Raw genomic sequence first — 26,532 nt, 5'->3', positions numbered from 1 at the left:
GTGAGGATTTAATCTGCCGTTGGGCATCATAAACCTGAATTGCGCTCAGAGCATGTGTCGTGGTGAATCCTGTGGATATTGTGCTGCCTGGGCCGGCCCTTTCGCGGGGCAAGCCCGCTCACAGGGTCTCTGCAATGCCCAAATTCTGGACTCAACCCGAATCCTGTGGGAGCGGGCTTGCCCCGCGAAAGGGCCGGCCCAGGCAACGCATCACTAACCCGGGTAACGCTCCCTGCCCCACGCCAGCACCGTCTCGAGCAACTGGCGCAACACGGCCTGGGTTGGCTGCGCCCGATCCTCACGGTAGGCAAACGGCTCGACCTCTTCCATATAGGTGCTCTGCGCCAGCTCCAGCTGCACCGCGTGGATATCCTGCGCCGGGTCGCCGTAATGACGGGTGATGTGGCCGCCCTTGAAGCGCCCGTTGAGCACATGACTGTAGCCCCGCGCCTGGGCACACACGCCCTCCAGCCGGTCGGCCAGCTGCGCGTCACAGCTCGCGCCGTTGAAGGTGCCGAGGTTGAAGTCCGGCAGCTTGCCCTCGAACAGGTGGGGGATGTGCGAGCGGATCGAATGCGCATCCCACAGCAATGCATAGCCGAACGTTTCGCGCAGGCGCGCCAACTCCCGGGCAAGGGTGTCGTGGTAAGGCCGCCAGATCTGCTCCAGGTAAGCCGCCCGTTCGGCGGCAGACGGCGCTTGGCCGTCCTTGAACAGCGGCTCACCTTCGAACAGCGTGGCCGGATACAAGCCGGTGGTGGCCCCGGCGTATAACGGCTTGTCATCGTCCGGGCGGTTCAGGTCGATGACGAAGCGCGAATACTCCGCGGCTACCACACTGGCACCCAGTTCACGGGCGAACTCATACAGCCGCGGAATGTGCCAGTCGGTATCGGGCAGGCTGCGCGCCGGCTCGACCAGCCCGTCGCGCACGGCGGGCGTCAGGCTCAGGCCGGCGTGCGGCATGCTGATCAACAGCGGCAACCGGCCCTGGTGAAAACTCAGTACCTTGTCCATCTCGTCTCACTCAAAGGGGTAGTTCATTGCCGCCGCGCACCACGCGCTTGGGCAGGTCGCCGCCGAGCCAGTAGGCCAGGTCGGCGGGGCGGTCGATCTGCCAGGCGACGAAGTCCGCCACCTTGCCGACCTCCAGCGAGCCATGGCTGGCGCCCAGGCCCAACGCCGTCGCGGCATGCACGGTCACGCCGGCCAGGGCCTCCTCGGGGGTCATGCGGAACAGCGTGCAGCCCATGTTCAGCATCAGGCGCAGCGACAGGCCGGGCGAGGTGCCCGGGTTGAGGTCACTGGCCAGGGCGATCTTCACCCCGTGCCGGCGCAGGGCGTCCATCGGCGGCAACTGGGTCTCGCGCAGGAAGTAGAACGCCCCCGGCAGCAACACCGCGACCGTGCCGGCGGCGGCCATGGCGATGGCGTCCTGCTCGGTCATGAACTCCAGGTGATCGGCCGACAGCGCCTGGTAGCGTGCGGCCAGGCTCGAGCCGTGCAACGACGACAGCTGCTCGGCATGCAGCTTGACCGGCAGGCCGAGCTCACGCGCCTTGATGAACACCCGCTCGACTTGGTCCGGGGAAAACGCCAGGTACTCGCAGAAGGCATCCACCGCATCCACCAGCCCCTCCTCGGCCAGCGCCGGCAGCAGCACCTCGCAGATGTGGGCGATGTAGTCGTCCGCCCTGTCCGCATACTCTGGCGGCAAGGCATGCGCCGCCAGGCAGGTGGTGCGCACGGTCAGCGCCAGCTCCTCGGCCAGGCGCCGCGCAACGCGTAGCATCTTGCGCTCGTTGGCCAAGTCCAGGCCGTAACCGGACTTGATCTCCAGCGTGGTGACGCCATCGCGCATCAAGGCCGTGACCCGCTGCCGAGCGCTGGCCAGCAGTTGCTCTTCACTCGCCGCGCGGGTGGCCCGCACGGTGCTGGCGATGCCGCCGCCCTGGGCGGCGATCTCGGCATAACTGACGCCCTGCAGGCGCTGCTCGAACTCGCCGCTGCGGTTGCCGCCGAACACCGCATGGGTGTGGCAGTCGATCAGCCCGGGGGTGACCCAGGCGCCGCCCAGGTCGACCGTGCGCTCTGCGGCAAGCGCGGGCAACTCGCCGCGCGGGCCGATCCAGTCGATCAGCCCGGCACGGGTGACGATCGCCGCATCCTCGATGATCGAGTAACTGCCTTGGGCCATGCTTGCCACATGGCAGTGCTGCCAAACGGTTGTCATAAACGCTCTCCGTGACTAGCGGTGCAGCTCGGCTTGCTCGCTGGCCAGCTGGCCCTGGCCTGCCCGCGGTTTGCACCAGAGCAGGTAGGACGCCACCAGGAACACCACCCAGACCACGCCGACGAGCAACGCCGCCTGGGTGTCGGGGAAGTAGCCGAGTACGCCAAAGATGAACAACATGAAGGCAATCGCCAGCGCTGGGCCATAGGGCCAGAACGGGACCGGGAACTGCAGCTGCGCGGCCTCTTCGCGGCTCATCTGGCGGCGCATCGCGACCTGGGTGACGAGGATCATCAACCACACCCAGACGGTGGCGAAGGTGGCGATCGAGGCGATCAGCAGGAACACGTTTTCCGGGATCAGGTAGTTGAGCACCACGCCGATCAGCAGGGCGGCGCCCATCACCAGCACCGTCAGCCATGGCACGCCATGCTTGGACAACTGGGCGAAGCCGCGTGGCGCATGGCCTTGCTGGGCCAGGCCGTACATCATCCGGCCGGCGCCGAAGATGTCGCTGTTGATCGCCGAGACCGCGGCGGAAATCACCACGATGTTGAGCACGGCGGCGGCCGAGCCGATCCCCAGGTTGCTGAATATCTGCACGAACGGGCTGCCCTCGCTGCCGATCTGCGGCCACGGGTAGAGGCTCATCAGCACGAACAGGGTGAGCACATAGAACAGCAGGATGCGCAGCGGCACCGCGTTGATGGCCTTGGGGATGACCCGCTGCGGGTCCTTGGCTTCACCGGCGGTGATGCCGATGATCTCGATGCCGCCAAAGGCGAACATGACCACGGCGAACGAGGCGATCAGGCCGCCGACGCCATTGGGCATGAAGCCGCCATGCTCGAACAGGTTGCTCACGCCCACGGCCGAACCGCTACCGACCTGGCCCATGCCGAACAGCATGATGCCGAGCCCTGCGACGATCATCGCGACGATGGCGCCGACCTTGAGCAGCGACAGCCAGAACTCCATCTCGCCGAACACCTTGACGTTGCACAGGTTGAGCCCGCCGATCAGGAAGACGATCCCCAGCACCCAGATCCAGCGGGCCACTTCGGGGAACCAGAAGCCCATGTAGATGCCAAAGGCGGTCACGTCGGCGATACAGACGATGATCATCTCGAAGGCGTAGGTCCAACCGAGGACAAAGCCGGCCATGGGGCCGAGGTAGGTGCTGGCGTAATGGCCGAAGGAGCCGGCCACCGGGTTGTGCACGGCCATCTCGCCGAGTGCGCGCATGACCATGAACACGGCGGCGCCGCCGATCAGATACGCCAGCAGCACGGCCGGGCCGGCCATCTGGATGGCCGAGGCGGAACCGTAGAAGAGCCCGGTGCCGATGGCCGAACCAAGGGCCATGAAACGGATGTGGCGGGCCGACAGCCCGCGTTTTAGACCTTGAGCTTGTTGCATATCACGTCCTTATTCTTGTTCTGGTCGTGTAGGTAACGCAGTTGGGGCTGCTACGCAGCCCTTTCCGACCGGTCCGGCGCCCCGGCAAGGCCGCTCCCACAGGGTATGTACTTGCCCTGAGGCAGGCGCGGTCCCTGTGGGAGCGGCCTTGTGTCGCGAAAGGGGCGCGCAGCGCCCCCAGGGGAGTCACAGGCTCGGCAGGACTCCGGCCGGCAGCAGGCCGGTCAGGCAACCCTCGGCCAACAGCGCACTGGCCATTTCGATGTCGGGCGAGAAGAAGCGGTCACGCTCGTAGTGGGCGACTTTCTCGCGCAGCGCCTTGCGCGCCTGCTCGAGCTTGGCCGAGGTCTTCAAGCCCTTGCGCAGGTCCAGGCCCTGGCAAGCGCCGAGCCATTCGATAGCCAGCACGCCACGGGTGTTCTCGGCCATTTCCCACAGCCGCTTGCCGGCAGCCGGCGCCATCGACACGTGGTCTTCCTGGTTGGCCGAGGTCGGCAGGCTGTCGACGCTGTGCGGGTGCGACAGTGCCTTGTTCTCGCTGGCCAGCGCGGCCGCGGTGACCTGGGCGATCATGAAGCCGGAGTTGACCCCGCCGTTTTCCACCAGGAATGGCGGCAACTGCGACATGTGCTTGTCCATCATCAACGAGATACGCCGCTCGCTCAGCGCGCCGATCTCGGCGATCGCCAGGGCCAGGTTGTCGGCGGCCATGGCCACCGGCTCGGCGTGGAAGTTGCCCCCGGAAATCACATCCCCCTCGGCAGCGAACACCAGGGGGTTGTCGGACACCGCGTTGGACTCGATCCCCAGCACCTCGGCGGCCTGGCGCAGCTGGGTCAGGCAAGCGCCCATGACCTGTGGCTGGCAGCGCAGCGAGTACGGGTCCTGGACCTTGCCGCAGTTCTGGTGCGAGCGCGACACTTCAGTGGCTTCGCCCAGCAGGTCGCGGTAGCAGGCCGCGGCGTCGATCTGGCCGCGCTGGCCGCGCACCTCATGGATCCGTGCGTCGAACGGCGAACGCGAGCCCAGCGCCGCTTCGACGGTCAGGCCGCCACAGGTGACGGCGGCGGCAAACAGGTCTTCGGCGTGGAACAGCCCGCGCAGGGCGTAGGCGGTCGAGGCCTGGGTGCCGTTGAGCAGGGCCAGGCCCTCTTTGGCGGCCAGGGTCAGCGGCTCCAGCCCGGCAATCGCCAGGGCTTCGTTGGCCTCTACCCATTGGCCCTGGTAACGCGCCTTGCCTTCACCGAGCAGCACCAGTGACATGTGCGCCAGCGGCGCCAGGTCGCCGGACGCACCGACCGAACCTTTGAGTGGAATATGCGGGTACACCTCGGCGTTGACCAGGGCGATCAGCGCGTCGATGACCTTGCGCCGGATCCCGGAGAAACCGCGGCTGAGGCTGTTGATCTTCAGCACCATGATCAAGCGCACCATGGCGTCGTCGAGCGGCGCGCCGATCCCCGCGGCGTGCGACAGCACCAGCGAGCGCTGGAGGTTTTCCAGGTCTTCGCGGGCGATGCGGGTCGAGGCCAGCAGGCCGAAGCCGGTGTTGATGCCATAGGCGGTGCGGTCTTCGGCGAGGATCTGTTCAACGCAGGCGACGCTGGCGTTGATCGCCGGGCCGGCGCTGTCATCCAGGCGCAGTTGGACGGGCGCGGCGTGGATCGCGCGCAGCTGGGCCAGGGTCAGGGTGCCGGGCTTGAGGGTCAGTTGGGTCACTTCGCTACTCCATTCGCGCGGGGCCCGCAGGCCCCTTCTTGTTATTCAGTATCGCCCTTGTTCACGCGTGCTGATCAGCCTGTGATCATCGGCAGGTCGAGGCCTTGTTCTTTGGCGCAGTCGACGGCGATCGCGTAGCCGGCATCGGCATGGCGCATGACGCCGGTGCCCGGGTCGTTGGTCAGCACGCGGGCAATGCGCTCGGCGGCTTCATCGGTGCCATCGCAGACGATGACCATGCCCGAGTGCTGCGAGAAGCCCATGCCGACGCCGCCGCCATGGTGCAGCGAAACCCAGGTGGCGCCGCTGGCGGTGTTGAGCAGGGCGTTCAGCAGGGGCCAGTCGGACACGGCATCCGAGCCATCCTGCATCGACTCGGTTTCACGGTTGGGGCTGGACACCGAGCCCGAGTCGAGGTGGTCGCGACCGATCACGATCGGCGCCGACAGCTCGCCGCTGCGGACCATTTCATTGAATGCCAGGCCAAGCTTGGCGCGTTGGCCCAGGCCGACCCAGCAGATCCGTGCCGGCAGACCCTGGAAGCTGATGCGCTCGCGGGCCATGTCCAGCCAGCGGTGCAGGTGGGCATCGTCCGGGATCAGTTCCTTGACCTTGGCATCGGTCTTGTAGATGTCGTCGGCCTCGCCGGACAGCGCCGCCCAGCGGAACGGGCCGACACCGCGGCAGAACAGCGGGCGGATGTAGGCTGGCACGAAGCCCGGGAAGTCGAAGGCGTTGCTGACGCCCTCTTCCTTGGCCATCTGGCGAATGTTGTTGCCGTAGTCGAAGGTCGGCACGCCTTGCTTCTGGAAGTCGAGCATGGCCTGCACGTGCACCGCCATCGACTGCTTGGCGGCCTTGACCACGGCCGCAGGCTCGGTCTGTGCGCGGTCACGGTACTGCTCCCAGCTCCAGCCGGCAGGCAGGTAGCCGTTGAGCGGGTCGTGGGCGCTGGTCTGGTCGGTGACCATGTCCGGGCGCACGCCACGCTTGACCAGCTCCGGGAGGATCTCGGCGGCGTTGCCGAGCAGGGCGATGGAGATCGCCTTGCCTTCCTGGGTGTACTTGGCGATACGCGCCAGGGCGTCGTCGAGGTCGCTGGCCTGCTCGTCGACGTAGCGGCTGCTGAGGCGGAAGTCGATGCGGCTCTGCTGGCATTCGATGTTCAGCGAGCAGGCACCGGCCAGGGTGGCGGCCAGCGGCTGGGCGCCGCCCATGCCGCCGAGGCCGGCGGTGAGTACCCACTTGCCCTTGAGGCTGCCGTTGTAATGCTGGCGGCCGGCTTCGACGAAGGTTTCGTAGGTGCCCTGGACGATGCCCTGGCTGCCGATGTAGATCCAGCTGCCGGCGGTCATCTGGCCGTACATGGCCAGGCCCTTGGCATCCAGCTCGTTGAAGTGCTCCCAGTTGGCCCAGTGCGGCACCAGGTTGGAGTTGGCGATCAGCACGCGCGGGGCGTTGGCGTGGGTCTTGAAGACACCGACCGGCTTGCCGGACTGGACCAGCAAGGTCTCGTCGTTTTCCAGGCGGGTGAGGGTCTCGACGATCTTGTCGTAGCATTCCCAGTTGCGCGCGGCGCGGCCGATGCCGCCGTAGACCACCAGTTCCTTGGGGTTCTCGGCCACTTGCGGGTCGAGGTTGTTCATCAGCATGCGCAGTGGCGCTTCGGTCAGCCAGCTTTTGGCGGTCAGCGTATTGCCACGTGGGGCACGGATTTCTACGTCACGGTATTTGTTGTTGTCAGTCACGGGGAAGGTCCTTTGCGTCATCCGACGGCGGTGTGTCGATGAGCAATATACAAACACACCTTTACTTGTATGTACAAGCATGGACAACCAAAAATATTGCTGTGCCTGAAATAGCTTGGGGCCGCTTTGCGGCCCTTCGCGGGCAAGCCCGCTCCTACAGGATTCAGCGCGGACCCTGTAGGAGCAGGTTTACCCGCGAAGGGGCGCGAAGCGGCCCCAGATTGCCAGATTCAGCGCGCAGTCAGTTCGACCAGGCAGAACCGCCCCTGCACCTCCAGCCCGAGCAACCCGTCATTGCCGTCGATCCGCAGACAGTCATACAACCCCAGGCGCTGCCGCTCCTGCCCCGCCATAACCTCGACATGGTTACCGCCGGCAAACAGCAACAGCGTCGAGGCCGAACTGAACACCCGCTGGGTGCCATCCAGCCACTGCAACCGTGCCCGATACCGCTGCGGCGCATAGATCAGGTTGAAATCGCGAATCGACCCACCCAGCAGCTTGCAGCTGACCTGGCTCTCGCCGCTGAACGCGAACGCGTCGAACGCCAGCAGCGGGCGGCTGGGCTGGCCATCGACCAGCAGGCGCATGCCATCGCCCTGCAGCACGCTGATGATCCGTTGATAGCCGGCAAAGCTGGAAAACCCACCGGATTCGTCGATGTCGGCAATCGACAGGCGCCAGCCAAAACCGTCCAGGCCATCGCCGGCATCGCGGGTGATCTCTTCGGTGAAGCCACCGCCGTTCTTCCACGGCATGCGCGGGTAGTCCGCGGCACGCAACAGTTGCACCTGGCTCATTTGCTGAACCGCCCTTCGAGACGATGACGCGAACCGGGATGGATCAACCGCGCGGCAGTCACCGGCTGGCGCCCCGACCAGGTGCGCCGGCGAATCAACAGGCACGGCTCGCCGCGCTCGATCTGCAGCAGTCGGCACTCTTCGGGCTCGGCCAGGATCGCCTCGACCACGTGCTCGCCTTCGGTCAGCGGGGCGACCTGGGACAAATACGCGTAGGGCGTCTGCCGAGTGAAATCCTGCAGCAGGTAGTCCGGTGCAATCGCGGCATTGACGTAGCGGTCTTCGATTTGCACCGGCACGCCGTTCTCACAGTGCACGATCAGCGAGTGGAACACCCGCTGGCCTTCGCGCATGTCCAGCGCCAGCGCCCGCTCGGAGCCGGCCGCCTCTTCGGCCAGCACCATCACCTGGCAGCTATGCTGGTGGCCACGGCTGGCGATCTCGTCGGCAATGTTGTTGACCTCGAACAGCGCCGAGCGAGTCTTGGGCTCGGCGACAAAGGTGCCGACGCCCTGCATGCGCACCAGCAGGCCATCGGCGGTCAGCTCGCGCAGCGCGCGGTTGATGGTCATGCGGCTGAAGCCCAGTTGGCTGACCAGTTCGCTCTCCGAGGGCACGCGGTGATGGGGTGGCCAGCTGCCGTTTTCGATCTGCTGGACGATCATCTGCTTGACCCGGGCGTAGAGCGGCGCCGGCCCATCGCCCATCGGGGCAACCAGCGCGGAGACAGGGGGAGTCGGCACGGCATTGGTCCTTGTGCGGTTTGAGTGAGCGGTAGCTTGCCGGAGTTTACCGGGCAGGCAAACGCCTGTATATGTATATACAAGCTAACAAGAACAGGAAATCCCCGCCATGCCCGTCTTCTTCGCCGAGCGCGCGCTGCTATCCAGCGGCTGGGCGCGCAACGTCCGTCTCGAGGTCGACCCGCAGGGTCGGCTGTCCAGTATCCAGGCCGACGCCTCGGCCGAAGGCGCCGAACGCCTGGCCGGCCCGCTGTTGCCGGGCATGCCCAACCTGCACTCGCACGCCTTCCAGCGCGCCATGGCGGGCCTGGCGGAAGTCGCGGGCAACCCCAACGACAGTTTCTGGACCTGGCGCGACCTGATGTATCGCCTGGTCGGCCGGATCAGCCCCGAGCAACTGCAGGTGATCGCCCGCCAGCTGTACATCGAGATGCTCAAGGCGGGCTATACCTCGGTGGCCGAGTTTCACTACGTGCACCATGACCGGGATGGCCAGGCTTACGCCGACCCGGCCGAGCTGTCACTGCGCATCAGCGCTGCGGCGGCCAGTGCCGGGATCGGCCTGACCCTGCTGCCGGTGCTCTACAGCCATGCCGGCTTTGGCGGCCTGGCGCCTAACCAAGGCCAGCGACGCTTCATCAATTCCAGCGAGCAGTACCTGCGCCTGCAGCAGCAGCTCTCGCCCGTGCTGGCCGCGCAACCGGCGCAGCGCCTCGGGCTGTGCTTCCACTCGTTGCGGGCCGTGACCCCGACGCAGATCGCCGAGGTGCTGGCGAGCGCGGGGCAGGACTGCCCGGTGCACATCCATATCGCCGAGCAGCAGAAGGAAGTCGACGACTGCCTGGCCTGGAGCGGCCGACGCCCGCTGCAATGGCTGTACGAGCAGGTCGATGTCGACCGGCGCTGGTGCCTGGTGCATGCCACCCATGCCGAGCCGGATGAAGTCCGCGCAATGGCCCGCAGCGGTGCCGTGGCCGGGTTGTGCCTGACCACCGAGGCGAACCTCGGCGATGGCATCTTCCCGGCGGTGGACTACCTGGCCCAGGGCGGGCGCATGGGGATCGGCTCGGACAGCCACGTGTCATTGAGCGTGGTCGAGGAGTTGCGCTGGCTGGAGTACGGCCAGCGGCTGCGCGATCAGCGGCGTAACCGGCTGTACCGCGGTGATCAGCCGATGGTTGGCCGGACGCTTTACGACGCGGCGCTCAGCGGCGGTGCCCAAGCCCTGGGGCAAGCGATTGGCGAGCTGGCGGTCGGCAAGCGGGCCGACTGGCTGGTATTGGACGGGCAGGATCCGTACATCGCCACCGCCGAGGGCGATGCCATTCTCAACCGCTGGCTGTTTGCCGGCGGCGATCGCCAGGTGCGTGATGTGATGGTCAATGGGCAGTGGGTGGTGCGCCTGGGGCGGCATGCTCAGGAGCAAGAAAGCGCTCAAGCGTTTGTCGAGGTTTTGCGCCAGTTGCTGGATTGATGAGACGCCTGACCCATCGCTTTCGCGGGTAAACCCGCTCCTACAGGGTTCTGCGCGGGCCCTGTGGGAGCGGGTTTACCCGCGAAGGTAGCGCCGCCGATTCAATGCCGGGCAGCGATATCCCGGTCGGACACGCGCCAGATCAGGCGATTGGTGTCATAGCCCTGCTGACGCGCCTTGGCCAGCAGGTTCTCGCGCTCCCAGGCCGGCAGCGACGGCGTGCGCGACAGAATCCACAGGTACTTGCGGTCCGGGCTGCCGACGATCGCCGTGCGATAACGCGAGTCGACATACAGCACCCAGTACTCACCCCTGGCGACACCCGGCGCCAGCCGCGTGAACCAGTTATCGAACTCGACCCACAGCTTGTCGGTATGCCCCGCCTCCTGCGGCCGGGCATTGCCTTCGGCGCGGATCCACTCGCCATCGAGCATCCGGCAACGGTTGAGAACCCCCAGGGTGCCGTCCGGCTTGGCGTTGTAATGCGCCTCGGACTGCGCGCAGTCACGCTGGAAGTACATCGGCAGGCGCGCCAGCTCGTACCACTTGCCCTGGTAACGCTTGAGGTCCACCGGGCCGGCGGTCTTGGGTGCCAATGTGTCACCACCGCCGGTGGCGCAACCACTCAACAATGCGACCAGGCACAGCCCCAGCAGGAAGCCCAGCCGCCTCATTTGAGGCCCTGCCCGGAATACATCAGGACCTTGTCCGCCGCGTACTGCACGCTGATGAAGCTCTTCTCGTCACCCCAGGTGCAACTGCTCATGCCAAACGCGCCCGCGCATTCGGTCGGCGTGCCGATCAGTTGCTCGACCTCGGCTTTGCTCATGCCGGCCTTGAGCTTGGAATAGTTTTCCTGGTTGATCTTGCTGCAAGCGGTCAGAACGGCGCACAAGGACAACAGGGCGAGGGAACGCAACGACATGAAGGGACACTCCTGGGACATGGGCATCAGGCGAGAGGCCTGTGGAGACCTTAGAAGGCAAAAAGCCTCCTCGGTTCCCTGAACACCGCGCAGACAGTGCGTTCAGGCCATGCCGTTGGTCGCATGGTGCTAAAACGATTAATGTTTTAGCGGGGCGAGTCGACACAGCTTCCAGCGGTGCGGCCGCTGGCCGCACCCTCCCCTTCGACGTGCTTTCGCGCAGACTTTTTGATGACCAACAACCTCAAGTTCAGCCACAAGATCCTGCTGGCCGCCGCCCTCGTGGTGGCCGTCGCCTTTACCTGCTTCGTGCTGTTCAACGACTACCGCCAACGCCAGTCCTTGCGCAGTGACACCCAGACCTCGCTGCAGGACCTCGGCAGCCTGACCGCCGGCAACATCCGCAACTGGTTCGACAGCCGCACCCAGCTACTCGACTCGCTGGCCCAGCAGGTCGCGGTCGATGGCCCGGGCAAGCCCAGCCTGGACCGCGCCCTGGCGCTGCCGGTGTATGCCAGTAACTTCCAGCTGAGCTATTTCGGCGGCCAGGACGGCAGCATGCAGTCGGTGCCGGTCGGTAACCGCGCCGCCGACTACGACCCGCGCGTACGCGGCTGGTACAAGGCCGCCAGCGCCGCCAACCAGACCATCGTCACCGAGCCGTACATCTCGGCCTCGGCCGGCAAACTGGTGATCACCCTGGCCACCCCGGTGCACCAGGCTGGCCGGCTGCTCGGCGTGAGCGGTGTCGACACCGACCTGCAGACCATCAGCAAGCTGATCAACGCCCTCGACTTCGATGGCAGCGGCCACGCCTTCATCGTCAACGGCGAAGGCAAGATCCTCATCCACCCCAAGGGCGAACTGGCGCTGAAGACCCTCGCCGACGTCTACCCGAACGACACCCCGCGAATCGGCAGCGGCCTCAAGGAAGTCGAATTCGAGGGCCGCAGGCAGTTCATCAGTTTCACCCACGTCGACGGCGTGCCCTCGGCGGACTGGTACGTAGCACTGGTGCTCGACCAGGACGCGGCGTTCGCCATGCTCGGCGAGCTGCGCACCTCGGCGCTGGTGGCGACGCTGATCGCGGTACTGGCGATCATCGCCCTGCTCGGCGTGCTGATCCGCGTGCTGATGGAGCCGCTGCACGTGATGGGCCGCGCCATGCGCGATATCGCCGAGGGCGAAGGCGACCTGACCCGGCGCCTGACCATTCACGCCCAGGACGAGTTCGGCAGCCTCGGCCAGTCGTTCAACCGCTTCGTCGAGCGTATTCATGAGTCGATCCGCGAAGTGGCCTCGGCCACCGGCCAGGTGAATGCCGTGGCCAGCCAGGTGGTGAGCGCCTCGAACGCCTCGATCGACAATGCCGACCAGCAGTCGAGCCGAACCAGCAGCGTTGCCGCGGCGATCAACCAACTGGGCGCCGCCGCCCAGGAAATCGCCCAGAACGCCGCCCTCGCCTCGCAACATTCGAGCGACGCGCGCAGCCTGGCCGAGGACGGCCAGCAGGTCGTCGGCCAGACCATCGAAGTGATGCACAAGCTGTCAGCGCGGATCAGCGACTCGTGCGGCAATATCCAGACGCTCAATGGCCACACCGCCAATATCGGCCAGATCCTCGACGTGATCAGCGGCATCTCCCAGCAGACCAACCTGCTGGCGCTCAATGCCGCGATCGAAGCGGCGCGTGCGGGCGAGGCCGGGCGTGGCTTTGCGGTGGTCGCCGACGAGGTGCGCAACCTCGCCCATCGCACCCAGGAGTCGGCGCAAGAGGTGCAGCGCCTGATCGAAGCGCTGCAGGCCGGCGCCCAGGTGGCGGTCAACACCATGAACCAGAGCCAGCAGCAGAGTGAGCAGAGCGTGGGCATCGCCAACCAGGCCGGCGAACGCCTGGGCAGCGTGACTCAGCGCATTGGCGAGATCGACGGGATGAACCAGTCGGTGGCCACCGCCACCGAAGAGCAGACGGCCGTGGTCGAGTCGATCAATGTCGACATCACCGAGATCAATACGTTGAACCAGCAGGGGGTGCAGAACCTGCAGAGCACCTTGCGTGCCTGCAATGACCTGGAGCATCAGGTCGAGCGGTTGAAACAGTTGGTGGGCAGCTTCAGGATTTAAGCTGAACCATGGGGGGCCGCATGGCGGCCCCCATGGCCTCAGAACCTCGAGCCCGGCTCGAGCAGGAAATCCATCTCTTCGCTGGTGCTCGGTCGCCCCAGCATCAGGTTGCGATGCGGGAACCGGCCAAAACGCTCGATCACCCGCTGGTGCTGCTCGGCGTAATCGAGAAAACCTTCGAACAAGCGGCGGTTTGCCTCCGGTTGTTCATCGAGCAGCAGCTGGTAGCGCTCGACGCTCAGGTTCTGCCAGTCCAGCACCTCGGCATGCTCCAGCACCAGCAGCACGAACACCCGCTGAATCGGCAGCAACTGGTAGTCCCAGTCCTGCTGCAAACCCTGCATCGCCACCACCTGCGCGCGCCGATCACCCTCGAAGGACAACGGCGTGTCGCGGTGGATCATGCGCGGCAACTGGTCGAGCAACAGGATCAGGCCGAGCCAGCCCTGCGGGCTCTGCTGCCATTCGTCGAGGCCGCCCGCCAGGGCTTGCTCGCACAGGTCGCCGAAGCGCTCGCGCGCCTCGTCGTCATGGTGCTTGCCGAACCACAGCGTGCTCTTATCGTCAGCCACGGCCTGCGGGCTCTTGCCCGGGCCGAACCACCACTCCAGCAACGGCTGCCAAGGTGCGAGCATGACTTACTCCTTGTGGTACGCGGTAACGCGCTCCACCTCTTCCTTCGAGCCGAGGATGACCGACACGCGCTGGTGCAGGCTGTCCGGCTTGATGTCGAGGATGCGCTCGTAACCGTTGGTGGAAGCGCCGCCAGCCTGCTCGATGATGAACGACATCGGGTTGGCTTCGTACATCAGGCGCAGTTTGCCTGGCTTGCTCGGCTCGCGCGAATCGCGCGGGTACATGAACAGGCCACCACGGGTCAGGATGCGGTGCACGTCGGCCACCATCGAGGCGATCCAACGCATGTTGTAGTTCTTTTTCAGCGGGCCGGTCTCGCCTGCCAGCAGCTCGCCCACGTAACGCTGTACCGGGGCTTCCCAGTGGCGCTGGTTGGACATGTTGATGGCGAACTCGGCGGTGGTTTCCGGCACCTGGATGTTTTCGTGGGTGAGCACGAAGCTGCCCAGTTCGCGGTCCAGGGTGAAGCCCTTGACGCCGTTGCCCAGGGTCAGGATCAGCATGGTCTGCGGGCCGTAGATCGCGTAACCGGCGGCGACCTGCTCGGTGCCTGGCTGCAGGAAGGCGTTTTCGTTGAGGGTTTCGTTCTGGCTCAGGAACTCGTTAGGGCAACGCAGTACCGAGAAGATGGTGCCGACCGAAACGTTGACGTCGATGTTCGACGAACCGTCCAGCGGGTCGAAGACCAGCAGGTAGGCGCCTTTCGGGTATTTGCCCGGGATCTGGTAGGCATTGTCCATTTCTTCGGACGCCATGCCGGCCAGGTGGCCGCCCCATTCGTTGGCTTCGAGGAGGATCTCGTTGGAGATCACGTCGAGCTTCTTCTGCACTTCGCCCTGCACGTTTTCGGTGCCCATGCTGCCCAGCACACCGCCCAAGGCGCCCTTGGACACGTTGTGGCTGATCTCCTTGCACGCACGCGCCACCACCTCGATCAGGAAGCGCAGATCGGCAGGGGTATTGTTGCTGCGGGTCTGCTCAATCAGATAGCGACTCAGGGTAACGCGGGACATGTATGGCTCCGAAAAGGATAGGGGGAGAAAAACCCCCGCAGTTTACAGGGAGTGGTGCGGCCTAGCGAGCGAATGCGCTTTGCCTGGCGGATCAGACGGCGTAAGCGGGGTTGAGTTCATTGGCTGCAAGGCCGGTGGTCGGTGATCGGTGTTGAATACATCGCGGGGTGCGCCGATGCGACGTGCCCCGCGATGACGCGCGTCAATCCAGCGCCTTCCAGATGTCGTTGGCATATTCACGAATGGTCCGGTCCGACGAGAACCAGCCCATCCGCGCGGTGTTCAGCACCGCCACCCGCCACCATTCCTGCGGTGTATGCCAGAGCTCCTCGACCTTGCCCTGGGCATCCCAGTAGGCATCGAAGTCGGCGCACAGAAGGAAGCGGTCATGCGCCACCAGCGAATCGATCAGTTGCACATAGCGCGACGGATCGTCCGGCGAGAACACCCCGCTGCGGATCGCCTGCAGCACATCGCCGAGGCGATGCGAGGCGCCGATCGCCGCCGTGGCGCCGAAGTCGCCGGCGCGTTTGCGCGCCTCCACCTGCTGGGCGGTCAGGCCGAAGATGAACATGTTCTCGGCCCCGACCTGCTCGCACATCTCGACGTTGGCGCCATCGAGGGTACCGATGGTCAGCGCGCCGTTGAGGCCGAACTTCATGTTGCTGGTGCCGGAGGCCTCGTAGCCTGCGGTGGAGATCTGCTCGGAGAGGTCCGCCGCCGGGATGATGCTCTCGGCCAGGCTGACGTTGTAGTTGGGCAGGAACACCACCTTGAGCAGGCCGCGCACGGTCGGGTCGTTGTTGACCACCCGGGCGATGTCGTTGGTCAGCTTGATGATCAGCTTGGCCTGGTGATAGCTGGCCGCCGCCTTGCCGGCGAAGATCTTCACCCGCGGTGCCCAGGCAGTGCCCGGCTCGGCACGGATCGCCTGGTACAAGGCGACGGTGTGCAGCAGGTTGAGCAACTGGCGCTTGTACTCGTGGATGCGCTTGACCTGCACGTCGAACAGCGCCTCGGGGTTGACCGTCACCCCCAGTCGATCCTGGATGATGCTGGCCAGCGCCCGCTTGCTGTGCAGGCGCTGGGCGGCGAACTGCTTGCGAAACGCCGGCTTGTCGGCGAACGGGGCGAGGTTGACCAGGCGTGTTTCCGAGTCGTCGAGCACCTCGATGCCCAGCGCCTCGATGAGCATGCCCGTGAGTTGCGGGTTGGCCTGGTACAACCAGCGGCGGAAGGTGATGCCGTTGGTCTTGTTGTTGATCCGCTGCGGGTAGAGCTTGTGCAGCTCGGCGAACACCGTGCTCTTCATCAGTTGGCTGTGCAGCGCCGAGACGCCGTTGACGCTGTGCGAGCCAAGGAACGCCAGGTTGCCCATGCGCACCCGGCGACCGTTGTCTTCCTCGATCAACGACACCGCGCGCAACACATCGAAGTCGTGCTGGCCTTTGGCCCGGAGGGCGTCGATATGGTAGGCGTTGATCAGGTAGATGATCTGCATGTGCCGCGGCAGCATGCGCTCCATCAGCGCCACCGGCCAGGTCTCGAGGGCCTCGGGCAGCAGAGTATGGTTGGTGTAGGCCAGGGTGCCGACGGTCACCTCCCAGGCTTTTTCCCAAGGGATTTCATGCTGGTCGACCAGCAGCCGCATGAGCTCGGCCACGGCGATCGACGGGTGGGTGTCGTTGAGCTGGATCGCTGCGGCGTCGGGCAGGTTGAGCAAGCTCTTGTGCATGTTCAGGTGGCGACGCAGCAGGTCCTGCAGCGAGGCCGAGACGAAGAAGTACTCCTGGCGCAGGCGCAGCTCCTGCCCCGCTTCGGTGCTGTCGGCCGGGTACAGGACCCGCGAGATGCTCTCGGCCCGCGCCACCTCGGCCACCGCTCCCAGGTGGTCACCGGCGTTGAAGCGCTCCAGGTGCAGCTCCTCCAGGGCCCGGGCGCGCCACAGGCGCAGGGTGTTGACGCTGGCACCGCGCCAACCCACCACCGGCGTGTCATACGCGACCGCCCGCACCGTCTCGCTGGGCGTCCAGACCTGGCGCGGCTGGCCGCTGGAACCCTGCACGGTTTCGACACTGCCGCCAAAGCTGATCGGGTAGATCACCTCGGCCCGCTCGAACTCCCAGGGGTTGCCGAAGTCCAGCCAGTTCTCGGTCTGCTCCTGTTGCCAGCCGTCGACCACCGCCTGGCGGAACAGGCCGTGCTCGTAGCGAATCCCGTAACCATGGGCGGCGATGCCCAGGGTCGACATGCTCTCCATGAAGCACGCCGCCAGCCGGCCGAGGCCGCCGTTGCCCAGCGCCGCGTCGGGCTCGAGCAGGCGGATCCGCTCGAGGTCGACGTCGAGCCCCACGAGGGCCTCGCGGGCGATGTCGAGCAGGCCGAGGTTGCTCAGGCTGTCGAACAGCAAACGGCCGATGAGAAACTCCAGGGAGAGGTAGTAGACGCGCTTCTGGCTGCGGCGATAGGCCCGTCGGGTGTGGTCCATCCAGTGGTCGACCATGTGGTCGCGGGCGGCCAGGGCAATGGCCTCGAACCAGTCATGGTCAAACGCGTGCTCCGGGTCCTTGCCGACCGCGTAGGTCAGCTTGGCCAATACAGCGGCACGAAACTCGGCCACCTCGGCGTCACGAGCTTTGGGTTCCTGGGACATGCGGCATCCTCGAGCAAGTTGACGAAAGCAGTCGGAGAGTGTTCAGACTAGACCCTTCGACCGGGACTGACAGTTCCCGTTCGCAGTTTTCATGCCGAGGGGAGGAATCGGGCAAAAGGTTGTTCACAAATTGAACAACTCCGGTATCATCGCGCGCCCCAAGACCGTGATCTGCCCCCCATAATTATGAAACCGACATTGATTGCCGCGGCCGAAGTCGACCGCCTGGACACCTGGCAGCGCTATTCCAGCCATATGTGCGGGGGCTGCCATTCGACCTGCTGCACGCTGCCCGTCGAAGTGAAGATCAAAGACCTGATCCGCATTGGCGTGGTCGATGACTTCGAAAAGGACGAACCGCCGAAAAACGTCGCCAAGCGCCTGCAGAAGGACGGCATCATCGAGCGCTTCAACCAGAAGTCGGGGATCTTCACCCTGACCCGGATGAGCAACGACGACTGCCTGTACCTGGATCGCAAGAGCCGCCTGTGCACCATTTATGACAAGCGCCCGGACACCTGCCGCAACCATCCCAAGATCGGCCCGCGGCCAGGGTATTGCGCGTACAAGCCCAAGGCGGTCACGCGCTGATCCATCTGGGGCCGCCAAGCGGCCCCGGCGCCTCGAATGAACGCACAAACAAAAACGCCCCCGGTCTCGCGACCGGGGGCGTTTTCATTCAGCCTGAACTAACTCAGTTCTTGGCTTTCTTGGCAGCGCGGGTACGCTCGCTTTCGTCCAGGATCTTCTTGCGAAGACGGATGGACTTCGGCGTGACTTCGCACAGCTCGTCTTCCTGGATGTATTCCAGGGCCTGTTCCAGGGTGAAGCGAACAGGTGGGACCAGGGCGATGGTCTCGTCTTTACCCGAAGCACGCATGTTGTCGAGCTTCTTGCCTTTGGTTGGGTTCACACCCAGGTCGTTGTCGCGGCTGTTCTGGCCGACGATCTGACCGTTGTAGATCTCTTGGCCGTGTTCTACGAACAGCTTGCCGCGAGCCTGCAGGGTTTCCAGCGAGTAGGTCAGTGCCTTGCCGGTTTCAACCGAAACCAGAACGCCGTTCTGACGGCCGGACATGTGGCCCGACTTGACGGTGTCGTAACGGTCGAAGATCGAGGTCAGGATGCCAGCACCGTTGGTCAGGGTCAGGAACTGGTTACGGAAACCGATCAGACCACGAGCAGGGATGTTGTATTCCAGACGCACACGGCCTTTGCCATCCGGCACCATGTTGGTCAGGTCGCCTTTACGCAGACCCATCTCTTCCATGACCTTGCCCTGCGATTCTTCAGGGATGTCGATGGTGACGTTTTCGAACGGTTCTTGCTTGACGCCGTTCACTTCACGAATGATCACTTCCGGACGGCCCAGGGCCATCTCGAAGCCTTCGCGACGCATGGTTTCGATCAGTACCGACAGGTGCAGCTCACCACGGCCGGAAACCTTGAACTTGTCAGCCGAGTCGCCTTCTTCAACGCGCAGTGCAACGTTGTACAGCAGCTCTTTGTCCAGACGCTCCTTGATGTTACGGGAGGTCACGAACTTGCCTTCTTTACCGCAGAATGGCGAGTCGTTTACCTGGAAGGTCATGGAAACGGTTGGCTCGTCGACGGTCAGCGGCTTCATCGCTTCGACGTTCAGTGGGTCGCACAGGGTGTCGGAGATGAACAGCTCGTCGAAGCCGCTGATGCAGACGATGTCGCCGGCAGCTGCTTCTTCAACGTCGATGCGGTGCAGGCCGTGGTGACCCATCAGCTTCAGGATGCGGCCTTTGCGCTCTTTGCCGTCGGCGTCGATAGCGACGACCGGGGTGTTCGGCTTGACGCGACCACGGGCGATACGGCCAACACCGATAACACCCAGGAAGCTGTTGTAGTCCAGTGCCGAGATCTGCATCTGGAACGGGCCGTCACGGTCGACAGCAGGCGCTGGAACGTGGTCGATGACCGCTTGGTACAGCGGGGTCATGTCTTCAGCCATGGCGGTGTGATCCAGACCGGCAATGCCGTTCAGGGCCGAGGCGTAGACAACCTGGAAGTCCAGTTGCTCTTCGGTCGCACCGAGGTTGTCGAACAGGTCGAAGATCTGGTCCAGAACCCAGTCCGGACGCGCGCCTGGACGGTCAACCTTGTTGATAACCACGATTGGACGCAGGCCGGCTTCAAACGCCTTCTTGGTCACGAAGCGGGTTTGCGGCATCGGGCCGTCTTGGGCGTCGACCAGCAGCAGCACCGAGTCAACCATCGACATCACACGCTCAACTTCGCCACCGAAGTCGGCGTGGCCGGGGGTGTCGACGATGTTGATGTGGTAGCCATTCCAGTTGATGGCGGTGTTTTTCGCCAGAATGGTAATACCGCGCTCTTTTTCCTGGTCGTTGGAGTCCATGACGCGCTCGTCGTTGAGCTCGTTACGCTCCAGAGTGCCGGACTGACGCAGGAGTTTGTCGACCAGGGTGGTTTTACCATGGTCAACGTGGGCGATGATGGCGATGTTACGCAGATTTTCGATCACAAATGTATCTCGATCAGAGGATTCGGTTTGCCGCCCAGTCTAGGCGGCCAATATGAAGGTAAAAGGCTCAGCGGGCCCATTGGTCGGGAGGGCGATGGCGGATGCTGCCGCCATACAGCCCTGGCGTCTTATGCCGGACGATAAACACGCACATTGGCATGTCCCTCACTGAGCAGGTGATGCGCATGCAGGCGACTCATGACGCCCTTGTCGCAATAAAGAAGGTACTGACGGTTGCCATCCAGGTGCTTGAAGCGGCTGTTGATGGCATAGAAAGGCATGACCTGGACTTCGACGCCGTCGATCACCAGGGGTTCGTCTTCCTGGGCATCGGGGTGACGAATGTCGATGACGATCTGGCCGGGCATGGCTTCGGCCACTTCTTCGACCTGAATGTCCTGGCCCAACTCGTCGATGACGTTGTCGATCGAAATGAAGCGGGCACGCTCAAGGGCGCGCTCCAGCACTTGCATGTCGAACTGCTTCTCTTCGTGCACGACCCGGTGCGGCTTGGCGCAGGTGGTCGGGTTCACGGAGATCACGCCACAGTATTCTGGCATGTGCTTGGCAAACTCGGCGGTGCCGATCTGATAAGCGGTATCGATGATGTCCTGCTTGTGGCTGGCCAGCAGCGGACGCAGCACCAGTTTTTCGGTGGCCTGGTCGATCACCGCAAGGTTGGGCAGGGTCTGGCTGGAGACCTGGGAAATCGCCTCACCCGTCACCAGCGCGTCGATCTGCAGGCGATCGGCGATGTTCGCCGAAGCACGCAGCATCATGCGCTTGAGGGTCACGCCCATGTAGCTGTTGTCGACCTTGCCGAGAATCTCGCCGACCACTTCTTCGAACGGCACGCTGATGAACAGCACGCGCTGGCTGCTGCCGTACTTCTTCCACAGGTAGTGGGCGACTTCCATCACCCCCAACTCGTGGGCACGGCCGCCAAGGTTGAAGAAGCAGAAGTGGGTCATCAGGCCGCGACGCATCATCTGGTAGGCCGCCACGGTGGAGTCGAAGCCACCGGACATCAGTACCAGGGTCTGCTCCAGGGCGCCCAGCGGATAGCCGCCAATGCCCTGATGCTGGTTGTGGATGACGTACAGGCGCTGGTTGCGGATTTCCATCCGCACCTTGATTTCCGGGTTCTTCAGGTCGATGCCGGCGGCACCGCACTGCTGGCGCAATTGGCTGCCAACATAACGGTCGACATCCATCGAGGTGAAGTCGTGGTGGCCGCCGCGCTTGCAGCGCACGGCGAAGCGCTTGCCGGCCAGCAGATGACCGTAATGCGCCTTGCACTTCTCGACGATGTCGTCGAAGTCGCCCAGCGGGTATTCCTCGACCTGCAGGAAGTGGGTGATCCCCGGCGTGCACGACAGACGCTCGATCATTTCGCGCTGCAGCTTCTCGTCTTCGACGCGGGTGACCACTTCGAGATTATCCCAGACACCGTCAACCTTCAGCTCAGGGTCGATATCCTTGAGCACGTTGCGGATGTTCTTCGAGAGCTGACGGATGAAGCGCTTGCGCACCGGCCGGCTCTTGATGGTGATTTCTGGGAAGACTTTGACGATAAGTTTCATGGGTAAACAGCGCGCCCAGGGCCTGCCGAAAATGAGGGGCGCGAATTATAGCGGAAATTGCTCAGGATTTGACCAACTTTTGTACAGAAAGGTTTGTAGGCCGTCAGGGCCGCCGCTTTCGCGGGTAAACCCGCCGCCTCAGGGTATTGCTGAGCCCTCCGAAGGCTAGCAGGTGCCACTTGAGCGGTGAAGAAGCCCTCAAAGTAAGCACGAAGACCCAGCGCGCACCAGCTTGGTGCGCCGCAGGCAAATTCTGCATCTTATGAGTGCGTTTTTCTTCCGCAGCCGTAGCCAATGTGCCCGCAAACGCCTGCTTTTGTCTCAGGCTCGCCATTTTCGGGCACTGGCATGCAATTTGCTCCCTTGTGAGGCAGGTAAGCTTGGCCGACTATGCGCGCCCGGCCACACCCTTTTTCCAGAGCAGCGGCCCACCGCGCTCTAGACCCTCCGGAGGACAACATGTCGAAGTCGGTTCAGCTCATCAAAGATCATGACGTCAAGTGGATTGATCTGCGTTTCACAGACACCAAAGGCACTCAGCATCACGTGACCATGCCGGCGCGCGATGGTCTGGACGAAGACTTCTTCGAAGTCGGCAAGATGTTCGACGGTTCGTCCATCGCTGGCTGGAAAGGCATCGAAGCCTCCGACATGATCCTGATGCCGGTTGACGACACTGCCGTGCTGGACCCGTTCACCGAAGAACCGACCCTGATCATCACCTGCGACATCGTCGACCCGTCGAGCATGCTCGGCTACGATCGCGACCCACGTGCGATCGCCAAGCGCGCCGAAGAATTCCTCAAGAGCACCGGCATCGGTGACACCGTGTTCGCCGGTCCAGAGCCTGAGTTCTTCATCTTCGACGAAGTGAAGTTCCAGTCGGACATCTCCGGCTCGATGTTCAAGATCTTCTCCGAGCAAGGCTCGTGGATGACCGGTGCTGACATCGAAGGCGGCAACAAAGGCCACCGCCCAGGCGTCAAAGGCGGCTACTTCCCGGTTCCTCCGTTCGATCACGACCACGAAATCCGTACTGCCATGTGCAACGCACTGGAAGAAATGGGTCAGATCGTCGAAGTTCACCACCACGAAGTGGCGACTGCCGGCCAGAACGAAATCGGCGTCAAGTTCAACACCCTGGTGAAGAAAGCTGACGAAGTCCAGGCCCTGAAGTACGTCGTGCACAACGTTGCCGACGCTTACGGCCGCACCGCTACCTTCATGCCTAAGCCGCTGTACGGCGACAACGGCTCGGGCATGCACGTGCACATGTCGATCTGGAAAGACGGCAAGAACACCTTCGCAGGTGAAGGCTATGCCGGCCTGTCCGATACCGCCCTGTACTTCATCGGCGGCATCATCAAACACGGTAAGGCCCTGAACGGCTTCACCAACCCGTCGACCAACTCCTACAAGCGTCTGGTCCCAGGTTTCGAAGCACCGGTAATGCTGGCCTACTCGGCGCGCAACCGTTCCGCCTCGATCCGTATTCCTTACGTCAGCAGCCCTAAGGCTCGCCGTATCGAAGCGCGCTTCCCGGACCCATCGGCCAACCCGTACCTGGCCTTCGCGGCCCTGCTGATGGCTGGCCTGGACGGCATCCAGAACAAGATCCACCCAGGCGACGCAGCCGACAAGAACCTCTACGACCTGCCGCCTGAAGAAGCCAAAGACATCCCGCAAGTGTGCGGCAGCCTGAAAGAGGCTCTGGAAGAGCTGGATAAAGGCCGTGCGTTCCTGACCAAGGGCGGCGTGTTCTCCGACGACTTCATCGATGCCTTCATCGAGCTGAAGAGCGAAGAAGAGATCAAGGTCCGTACCTTCGTGCACCCGCTGGAATACGAGCTGTACTACAGCTGCTGATGTGAGCGACGCCTGGCGTCGCTAAGCATCAACTGAAGACGGCCTCCCTCGGGAGGCCGTTTTCGTTTCTGCGACGGTGAGAACCTTGCCGCACGCACGCCTCCTCCCTGCCCACTGTCTTCTATGCTCTATATTGGTGCGTCATTGGGTGAGATGCCCCGCAATGCACCCCAATATGGATCACATGAATCGTTTCATCCGCAGATTCTGGCTCGCAATAGCGCATATTCAGGGCTTTATCAGGTAATACCGCTTCTTTTCGGAGCCTTGGTTTGTTTCTTGCATTTTCAAACCATCACGCGGATCACCAGCGCGCCCGCCCTTGGTTCAGCCAGCGGCGGCCCATGTGCCAAAAGAGGTCGACGACGCCCCATGACCATCAGCGATGCACAGCACCGCCTGCTTCTGGACAACCTGACCACTGCCACGCTCCTGCTCAACGCCGAGCTGCGCCTGGAGTACATGAACCCGGCTGCAGAAATGCTGCTCGCCGTGAGTGGTCAGCGCAGTCATGGGCAGTTCATCAGCGAGTTGTTCACCGAGTCGACCGAGGCGCTCAATTCGCTGCGCCAGGCCGTCGAGCAGGCGCACCCGTTCACCAAGCGCGAAGCGCAGCTGACCTCGCTGACCGGCCAGAGCATCACTGTCGATTACGCCGTTACGCCGATCCTGCACCAGGGCCAGACCCTGCTGCTGCTGGAAGTGCACCCGCGCGACCGACTGCTGCGCATCACCAAGGAAGAAGCCCAGCTGTCCAAGCAGGAAACCACCAAGATGCTGGTGCGCGGCCTGGCCCACGAAATAAAGAATCCGCTGGGCGGTATTCGCGGCGCCGCGCAGTTGCTCGCCCGCGAGCTGCCCAACGACGGCCTGCGCGATTACACCAACGTGATCATCGAGGAAGCCGACCGCCTGCGTAACCTGGTCGACCGCATGCTCGGCTCGAACAAGCTGCCCTCGCTGGCCATGACCAATATCCACGAAGTGCTGGAGCGGGTCTGCAGCCTGGTCGAGGCCGAAAGCCAGGGCTGCATCACCTTGGTGCGTGACTACGACCCCAGCCTGCCGGACGTGCTGATCGACCGCGAGCAGATGATCCAGGCGGTGCTCAACATCGTGCGCAACGCCATGCAGGCGATCAGCGGCCAGAACGAACTGCGCCTGGGCCGCATCACCCTGCGCAGCCGCGCGGTGCGCCAGTTCACCATCGGGCATATCCGTCACCGCCTGGTGGCCCGCGTCGAGATCACCGATAACGGCCCCGGGATCCCGGCGGAACTGCAGGACACCCTCTTCTATCCCATGGTCAGCGGACGCCCGGACGGTACCGGGCTCGGCCTGGCCATTACCCAGAACATCATCAGCCAGCACCAGGGCCTGATCGAGTGCGAAAGCCACGCCGGCCACACCACGTTCTCGATCTTCCTGCCTCTGGAACAAGGAGCCACTGCCTAATGAGCCGAAGTGAAACCGTCTGGATCGTCGACGATGATCGTTCCATCCGCTGGGTCCTGGAAAAGGCCCTGCAACAGGAAGGCATGACCACCCAGAGCTTCGACAGCGCCGACGGGGTGATGGGGCGCCTGGCTCGGCAGCAGCCGGACGTGATCATTTCCGACATCCGCATGCCGGGGGCCAGCGGCCTCGACCTGCTGGCGCAGATCCGCGAGCAGCATCCGCGCCTGCCGGTGATCATCATGACCGCGCACTCCGACCTGGACAGCGCCGTGGCGTCCTACCAGGGCGGTGCCTTCGAGTACCTGCCCAAGCCGTTCGACGTCGACGAGGCGGTCTCGCTGGTCAAGCGCGCCAACCAGCATGCCCAGGAGCAACAGGGCCTGGACGTGCCGCCAACGCTGACCCGCACCCCGGAGATCATCGGCGAAGCACCGGCCATGCAAGAGGTGTTTCGCGCCATTGGCCGGCTCAGCCACTCCAACATCACGGTATTGATCAACGGTGAGTCGGGTACCGGCAAAGAGCTGGTGGCGCATGCCCTGCACCGCCACAGCCCGCGCGCGGCGTCGCCGTTCATCGCGTTGAACATGGCGGCGATCCCCAAGGACCTGATGGAGTCGGAGCTGTTCGGCCATGAAAAGGGCGCGTTCACCGGCGCAGCCAACCTGCGCCGCGGGCGCTTCGAACAGGCCGATGGCGGCACCTTGTTCCTCGACGAGATCGGCGACATGCCGGCCGACACCCAGACCCGCCTGCTGCGGGTGCTGGCCGATGGCGAGTTCTACCGGGTGGGCGGCCATGTGCCGGTCAAGGTCGACGTGCGGATCATCGCCGCGACCCACCAGAACCTGGAAACCCTGGTGCAGGCCGGCAAGTTCCGTGAGGACTTGTTCCACCGGCTCAACGTGATTCGTATCCATATCCCGCGCCTGGCCGATCGCCGCGAGGACATCCCCACCCTGGCCCGGCACTTCCTTGGCCGTGCGGCCCAGGAGCTGGCGGTCGAGCCCAAACTGCTGAAGCCGGAAACCGAAGAGTTCATCCGCAACCTGCCGTGGCCGGGCAACGTCCGTCAGCTGGAAAACACCTGCCGCTGGATCACCGTGATGGCTTCGAGCCGCGAGGTGCTGATCGGCGACCTGCCGCCCGAGCTGCTCAACCTGCCGCAGGACGCGGCGCCGGTGACCAACTGGGAGCAGGCCCTGCGCCAGTGGGCGGACCAGGCCTTGGCACGCGGCCAGTCGAACCTGCTCGACAGTGCAGTGCCCAGCTTTGAGCGGATCATGATCGAGACTGCGCTCAAGCACACGGCGGGGCGTCGTCGCGATGCCGCGGTGCTGCTCGGCTGGGGGCGCAATACCCTGACGCGCAAGATCAAGGAACTGGGGATGAAGGTGGACGGCGGGGATGACGACGACGGGGATGAGCATTGATCCCGGATTGATGCACTGAATCTGTAGATTTTGGGGCTGCTTTGCAGCCCATCGCAGGCAAGCCAGCTCCTACAGGGACCGCGTCGACTTCAAGGGCGGCGCAATACCTGTAGGAGCTGGCTTGCCTGCGATGGGCCGCAAAGCGGCCCCAAGCTTTTTCAGGGCGCGTGCACCGATCCTGTGCCGAGCG

General features: G+C 64.0%; 20 protein-coding genes and 1 pseudogene. 7 read left to right on the top strand and 14 right to left on the bottom strand.

What is annotated here, in order from left to right; all coding sequences use genetic code 11:
- Window positions 1-213: 213 nt before the first annotated feature.
- From hutG to hutC, 7 genes are all read right to left on the bottom strand, one after another.
- Complete coding sequence (gene hutG / locus CCOS865_RS27220; RefSeq protein WP_119146757.1) at window positions 214-1,017, bottom strand: N-formylglutamate deformylase; 804 nt, start codon at window positions 1,015-1,017, stop codon at window positions 214-216.
- Window positions 1,018-1,027: 10 nt separating this feature from the next.
- A complete protein-coding gene (gene hutI / locus CCOS865_RS27215; RefSeq protein ID WP_119146755.1) occupies window positions 1,028-2,233 on the bottom strand; it encodes an imidazolonepropionase in 1,206 nt (401 codons plus the stop codon).
- 15 nt (window positions 2,234-2,248) lie between these two features.
- The gene (locus CCOS865_RS27210) at window positions 2,249-3,652 is read right to left on the bottom strand and encodes an amino acid permease (protein WP_119146753.1); all 1,404 of its coding nucleotides are present in this window, start codon (window positions 3,650-3,652) and stop codon (window positions 2,249-2,251) included.
- 186 nt (window positions 3,653-3,838) lie between these two features.
- Window positions 3,839-5,371 carry a histidine ammonia-lyase gene (hutH, locus tag CCOS865_RS27205; RefSeq protein ID WP_119146751.1) on the bottom strand — a complete coding sequence of 511 codons (1,533 nt, stop codon included), beginning with the start codon at window positions 5,369-5,371 and terminating at the stop codon, window positions 3,839-3,841.
- Window positions 5,372-5,445: 74 nt separating this feature from the next.
- A complete protein-coding gene (hutU, locus tag CCOS865_RS27200) occupies window positions 5,446-7,140 on the bottom strand; it encodes a urocanate hydratase (RefSeq protein WP_415842587.1) in 1,695 nt (564 codons plus the stop codon).
- 209 nt (window positions 7,141-7,349) lie between these two features.
- Window positions 7,350-7,919, bottom strand: a complete 570-nt coding sequence (locus CCOS865_RS27195) for a HutD/Ves family protein (RefSeq protein ID WP_119146747.1) — start codon at window positions 7,917-7,919, stop codon at window positions 7,350-7,352.
- On the bottom strand, window positions 7,916-8,626 hold the full coding sequence (gene hutC, locus CCOS865_RS27190; protein WP_167469115.1) for a histidine utilization repressor: 711 nt from the start codon (window positions 8,624-8,626) through the stop codon (window positions 7,916-7,918). The genes CCOS865_RS27195 and hutC overlap by 4 nt, the downstream gene beginning before the upstream one ends.
- A 145-nt stretch (window positions 8,627-8,771) precedes the next feature.
- Here hutC and CCOS865_RS27185 point away from each other — a divergent pair, with 145 nt between their 5' ends.
- Window positions 8,772-10,136 carry a formimidoylglutamate deiminase gene (locus CCOS865_RS27185; RefSeq protein ID WP_119146743.1) on the top strand — a complete coding sequence of 455 codons (1,365 nt, stop codon included), beginning with the start codon at window positions 8,772-8,774 and terminating at the stop codon, window positions 10,134-10,136.
- Between the two features lie 101 nt (window positions 10,137-10,237).
- Here CCOS865_RS27185 and CCOS865_RS27180 read toward each other — a convergent pair whose 3' ends face one another.
- Window positions 10,238-10,810, bottom strand: coding sequence for a lipocalin family protein (locus CCOS865_RS27180; protein ID WP_119146741.1), 573 nt, complete (start codon window positions 10,808-10,810; stop codon window positions 10,238-10,240).
- A complete protein-coding gene (gene bamE, locus CCOS865_RS27175) occupies window positions 10,807-11,061 on the bottom strand; it encodes an outer membrane protein assembly factor BamE domain-containing protein (protein ID WP_119146739.1) in 255 nt (84 codons plus the stop codon). Before bamE ends, CCOS865_RS27180 begins: the two co-directional genes overlap by 4 nt.
- Before the next feature lie 231 nt (window positions 11,062-11,292).
- Between bamE and CCOS865_RS28890 the strand changes: the two are divergent.
- A pseudogene (locus CCOS865_RS28890) lies at window positions 11,293-12,330 on the top strand (cache domain-containing protein); the annotation flags it as partial.
- Between the two features lie 24 nt (window positions 12,331-12,354).
- On the top strand, window positions 12,355-13,185 hold the full coding sequence (locus tag CCOS865_RS28885; protein WP_415842590.1) for a methyl-accepting chemotaxis protein: 831 nt from the start codon (window positions 12,355-12,357) through the stop codon (window positions 13,183-13,185).
- A gap of 38 nt (window positions 13,186-13,223) precedes the next feature.
- On the opposite strand, the gene CCOS865_RS27165 is transcribed toward CCOS865_RS28885, so the two are convergent.
- From CCOS865_RS27165 to CCOS865_RS27155, 3 genes are all read right to left on the bottom strand, one after another.
- Window positions 13,224-13,820: a DUF924 family protein gene (locus CCOS865_RS27165; protein ID WP_119146736.1), complete on the bottom strand. Its 597-nt coding sequence runs from the start codon at window positions 13,818-13,820 to the stop codon at window positions 13,224-13,226.
- Between the two features lie 3 nt (window positions 13,821-13,823).
- Complete coding sequence (locus tag CCOS865_RS27160; protein ID WP_119146734.1) at window positions 13,824-14,834, bottom strand: class 1 fructose-bisphosphatase; 1,011 nt, start codon at window positions 14,832-14,834, stop codon at window positions 13,824-13,826.
- A gap of 202 nt (window positions 14,835-15,036) precedes the next feature.
- A complete protein-coding gene (locus tag CCOS865_RS27155) occupies window positions 15,037-17,487 on the bottom strand; it encodes a glycogen/starch/alpha-glucan phosphorylase (RefSeq protein ID WP_119146732.1) in 2,451 nt (816 codons plus the stop codon).
- A gap of 186 nt (window positions 17,488-17,673) precedes the next feature.
- Here CCOS865_RS27155 and CCOS865_RS27150 point away from each other — a divergent pair, with 186 nt between their 5' ends.
- Window positions 17,674-18,078: a YkgJ family cysteine cluster protein gene (locus tag CCOS865_RS27150; RefSeq protein ID WP_119146731.1), complete on the top strand. Its 405-nt coding sequence runs from the start codon at window positions 17,674-17,676 to the stop codon at window positions 18,076-18,078.
- Window positions 18,079-18,181: 103 nt separating this feature from the next.
- On the opposite strand, the gene typA is transcribed toward CCOS865_RS27150, so the two are convergent.
- On the bottom strand, window positions 18,182-20,002 hold the full coding sequence (gene typA, locus CCOS865_RS27145; RefSeq protein WP_119146729.1) for a translational GTPase TypA: 1,821 nt from the start codon (window positions 20,000-20,002) through the stop codon (window positions 18,182-18,184).
- Between the two features lie 128 nt (window positions 20,003-20,130).
- The gene (thiI, locus tag CCOS865_RS27140; protein ID WP_119146727.1) at window positions 20,131-21,585 is read right to left on the bottom strand and encodes a tRNA uracil 4-sulfurtransferase ThiI; all 1,455 of its coding nucleotides are present in this window, start codon (window positions 21,583-21,585) and stop codon (window positions 20,131-20,133) included.
- A gap of 459 nt (window positions 21,586-22,044) precedes the next feature.
- On the opposite strand from thiI, the gene glnA reads away from it, so the two are divergent.
- The 3 genes from glnA (at window position 22,045) to ntrC (ending at window position 26,342) form a co-directional block, all read left to right on the top strand.
- A complete protein-coding gene (gene glnA / locus CCOS865_RS27135; protein ID WP_119146725.1) occupies window positions 22,045-23,451 on the top strand; it encodes a type I glutamate--ammonia ligase in 1,407 nt (468 codons plus the stop codon).
- A gap of 372 nt (window positions 23,452-23,823) precedes the next feature.
- On the top strand, window positions 23,824-24,906 hold the full coding sequence (gene glnL, locus CCOS865_RS27130; protein WP_119146723.1) for a nitrogen regulation protein NR(II): 1,083 nt from the start codon (window positions 23,824-23,826) through the stop codon (window positions 24,904-24,906).
- A complete protein-coding gene (ntrC, locus tag CCOS865_RS27125) occupies window positions 24,906-26,342 on the top strand; it encodes a nitrogen regulation protein NR(I) (protein ID WP_119146721.1) in 1,437 nt (478 codons plus the stop codon). The genes glnL and ntrC overlap by 1 nt, the downstream gene beginning before the upstream one ends.
- Window positions 26,343-26,532 lie beyond the last annotated feature (190 nt).

The sequence above is a fragment of the Pseudomonas reidholzensis genome, from assembly GCF_900536025.1.
Classification (GTDB): domain Bacteria; phylum Pseudomonadota; class Gammaproteobacteria; order Pseudomonadales; family Pseudomonadaceae; genus Aquipseudomonas; species Aquipseudomonas reidholzensis.
Note: the sequence above shows the minus strand (reverse complement) of the source record. Positions and strands in the feature narration are given on the sequence as shown.

Excerpts from the sequence above, each read along its gene's own strand:
- hutU (WP_415842587.1), bottom strand. The coding sequence starts at position 7,140 with ATGACGCAAAGGACCTTCCCCGTGACTGACAACAACAAATACCGTGAC.
- CCOS865_RS27185 (WP_119146743.1), top strand. The coding sequence starts at position 8,772 with ATGCCCGTCTTCTTCGCCGAGCGCGCGCTGCTATCCAGCGGCTGGGCG.
- glnL (WP_119146723.1), top strand. The coding sequence starts at position 23,824 with ATGACCATCAGCGATGCACAGCACCGCCTGCTTCTGGACAACCTGACC.
- glnA (WP_119146725.1), top strand. The coding sequence starts at position 22,045 with ATGTCGAAGTCGGTTCAGCTCATCAAAGATCATGACGTCAAGTGGATT.
- hutI (WP_119146755.1), bottom strand. The coding sequence starts at position 2,233 with ATGACAACCGTTTGGCAGCACTGCCATGTGGCAAGCATGGCCCAAGGC.
- CCOS865_RS27150 (WP_119146731.1), top strand. The coding sequence starts at position 17,674 with ATGAAACCGACATTGATTGCCGCGGCCGAAGTCGACCGCCTGGACACC.
- CCOS865_RS27180 (WP_119146741.1), bottom strand. The coding sequence starts at position 10,810 with ATGAGGCGGCTGGGCTTCCTGCTGGGGCTGTGCCTGGTCGCATTGTTG.
- CCOS865_RS27160 (WP_119146734.1), bottom strand. The coding sequence starts at position 14,834 with ATGTCCCGCGTTACCCTGAGTCGCTATCTGATTGAGCAGACCCGCAGC.
- ntrC (WP_119146721.1), top strand. The coding sequence starts at position 24,906 with ATGAGCCGAAGTGAAACCGTCTGGATCGTCGACGATGATCGTTCCATC.
- CCOS865_RS27195 (WP_119146747.1), bottom strand. The coding sequence starts at position 7,919 with ATGAGCCAGGTGCAACTGTTGCGTGCCGCGGACTACCCGCGCATGCCG.
- CCOS865_RS27165 (WP_119146736.1), bottom strand. The coding sequence starts at position 13,820 with ATGCTCGCACCTTGGCAGCCGTTGCTGGAGTGGTGGTTCGGCCCGGGC.
- bamE (WP_119146739.1), bottom strand. The coding sequence starts at position 11,061 with ATGTCGTTGCGTTCCCTCGCCCTGTTGTCCTTGTGCGCCGTTCTGACC.
- hutC (WP_167469115.1), bottom strand. The coding sequence starts at position 8,626 with ATGGGCGATGGGCCGGCGCCGCTCTACGCCCGGGTCAAGCAGATGATC.
- CCOS865_RS27210 (WP_119146753.1), bottom strand. The coding sequence starts at position 3,652 with ATGCAACAAGCTCAAGGTCTAAAACGCGGGCTGTCGGCCCGCCACATC.
- CCOS865_RS27155 (WP_119146732.1), bottom strand. The coding sequence starts at position 17,487 with ATGTCCCAGGAACCCAAAGCTCGTGACGCCGAGGTGGCCGAGTTTCGT.
- hutG (WP_119146757.1), bottom strand. The coding sequence starts at position 1,017 with ATGGACAAGGTACTGAGTTTTCACCAGGGCCGGTTGCCGCTGTTGATC.
- thiI (WP_119146727.1), bottom strand. The coding sequence starts at position 21,585 with ATGAAACTTATCGTCAAAGTCTTCCCAGAAATCACCATCAAGAGCCGG.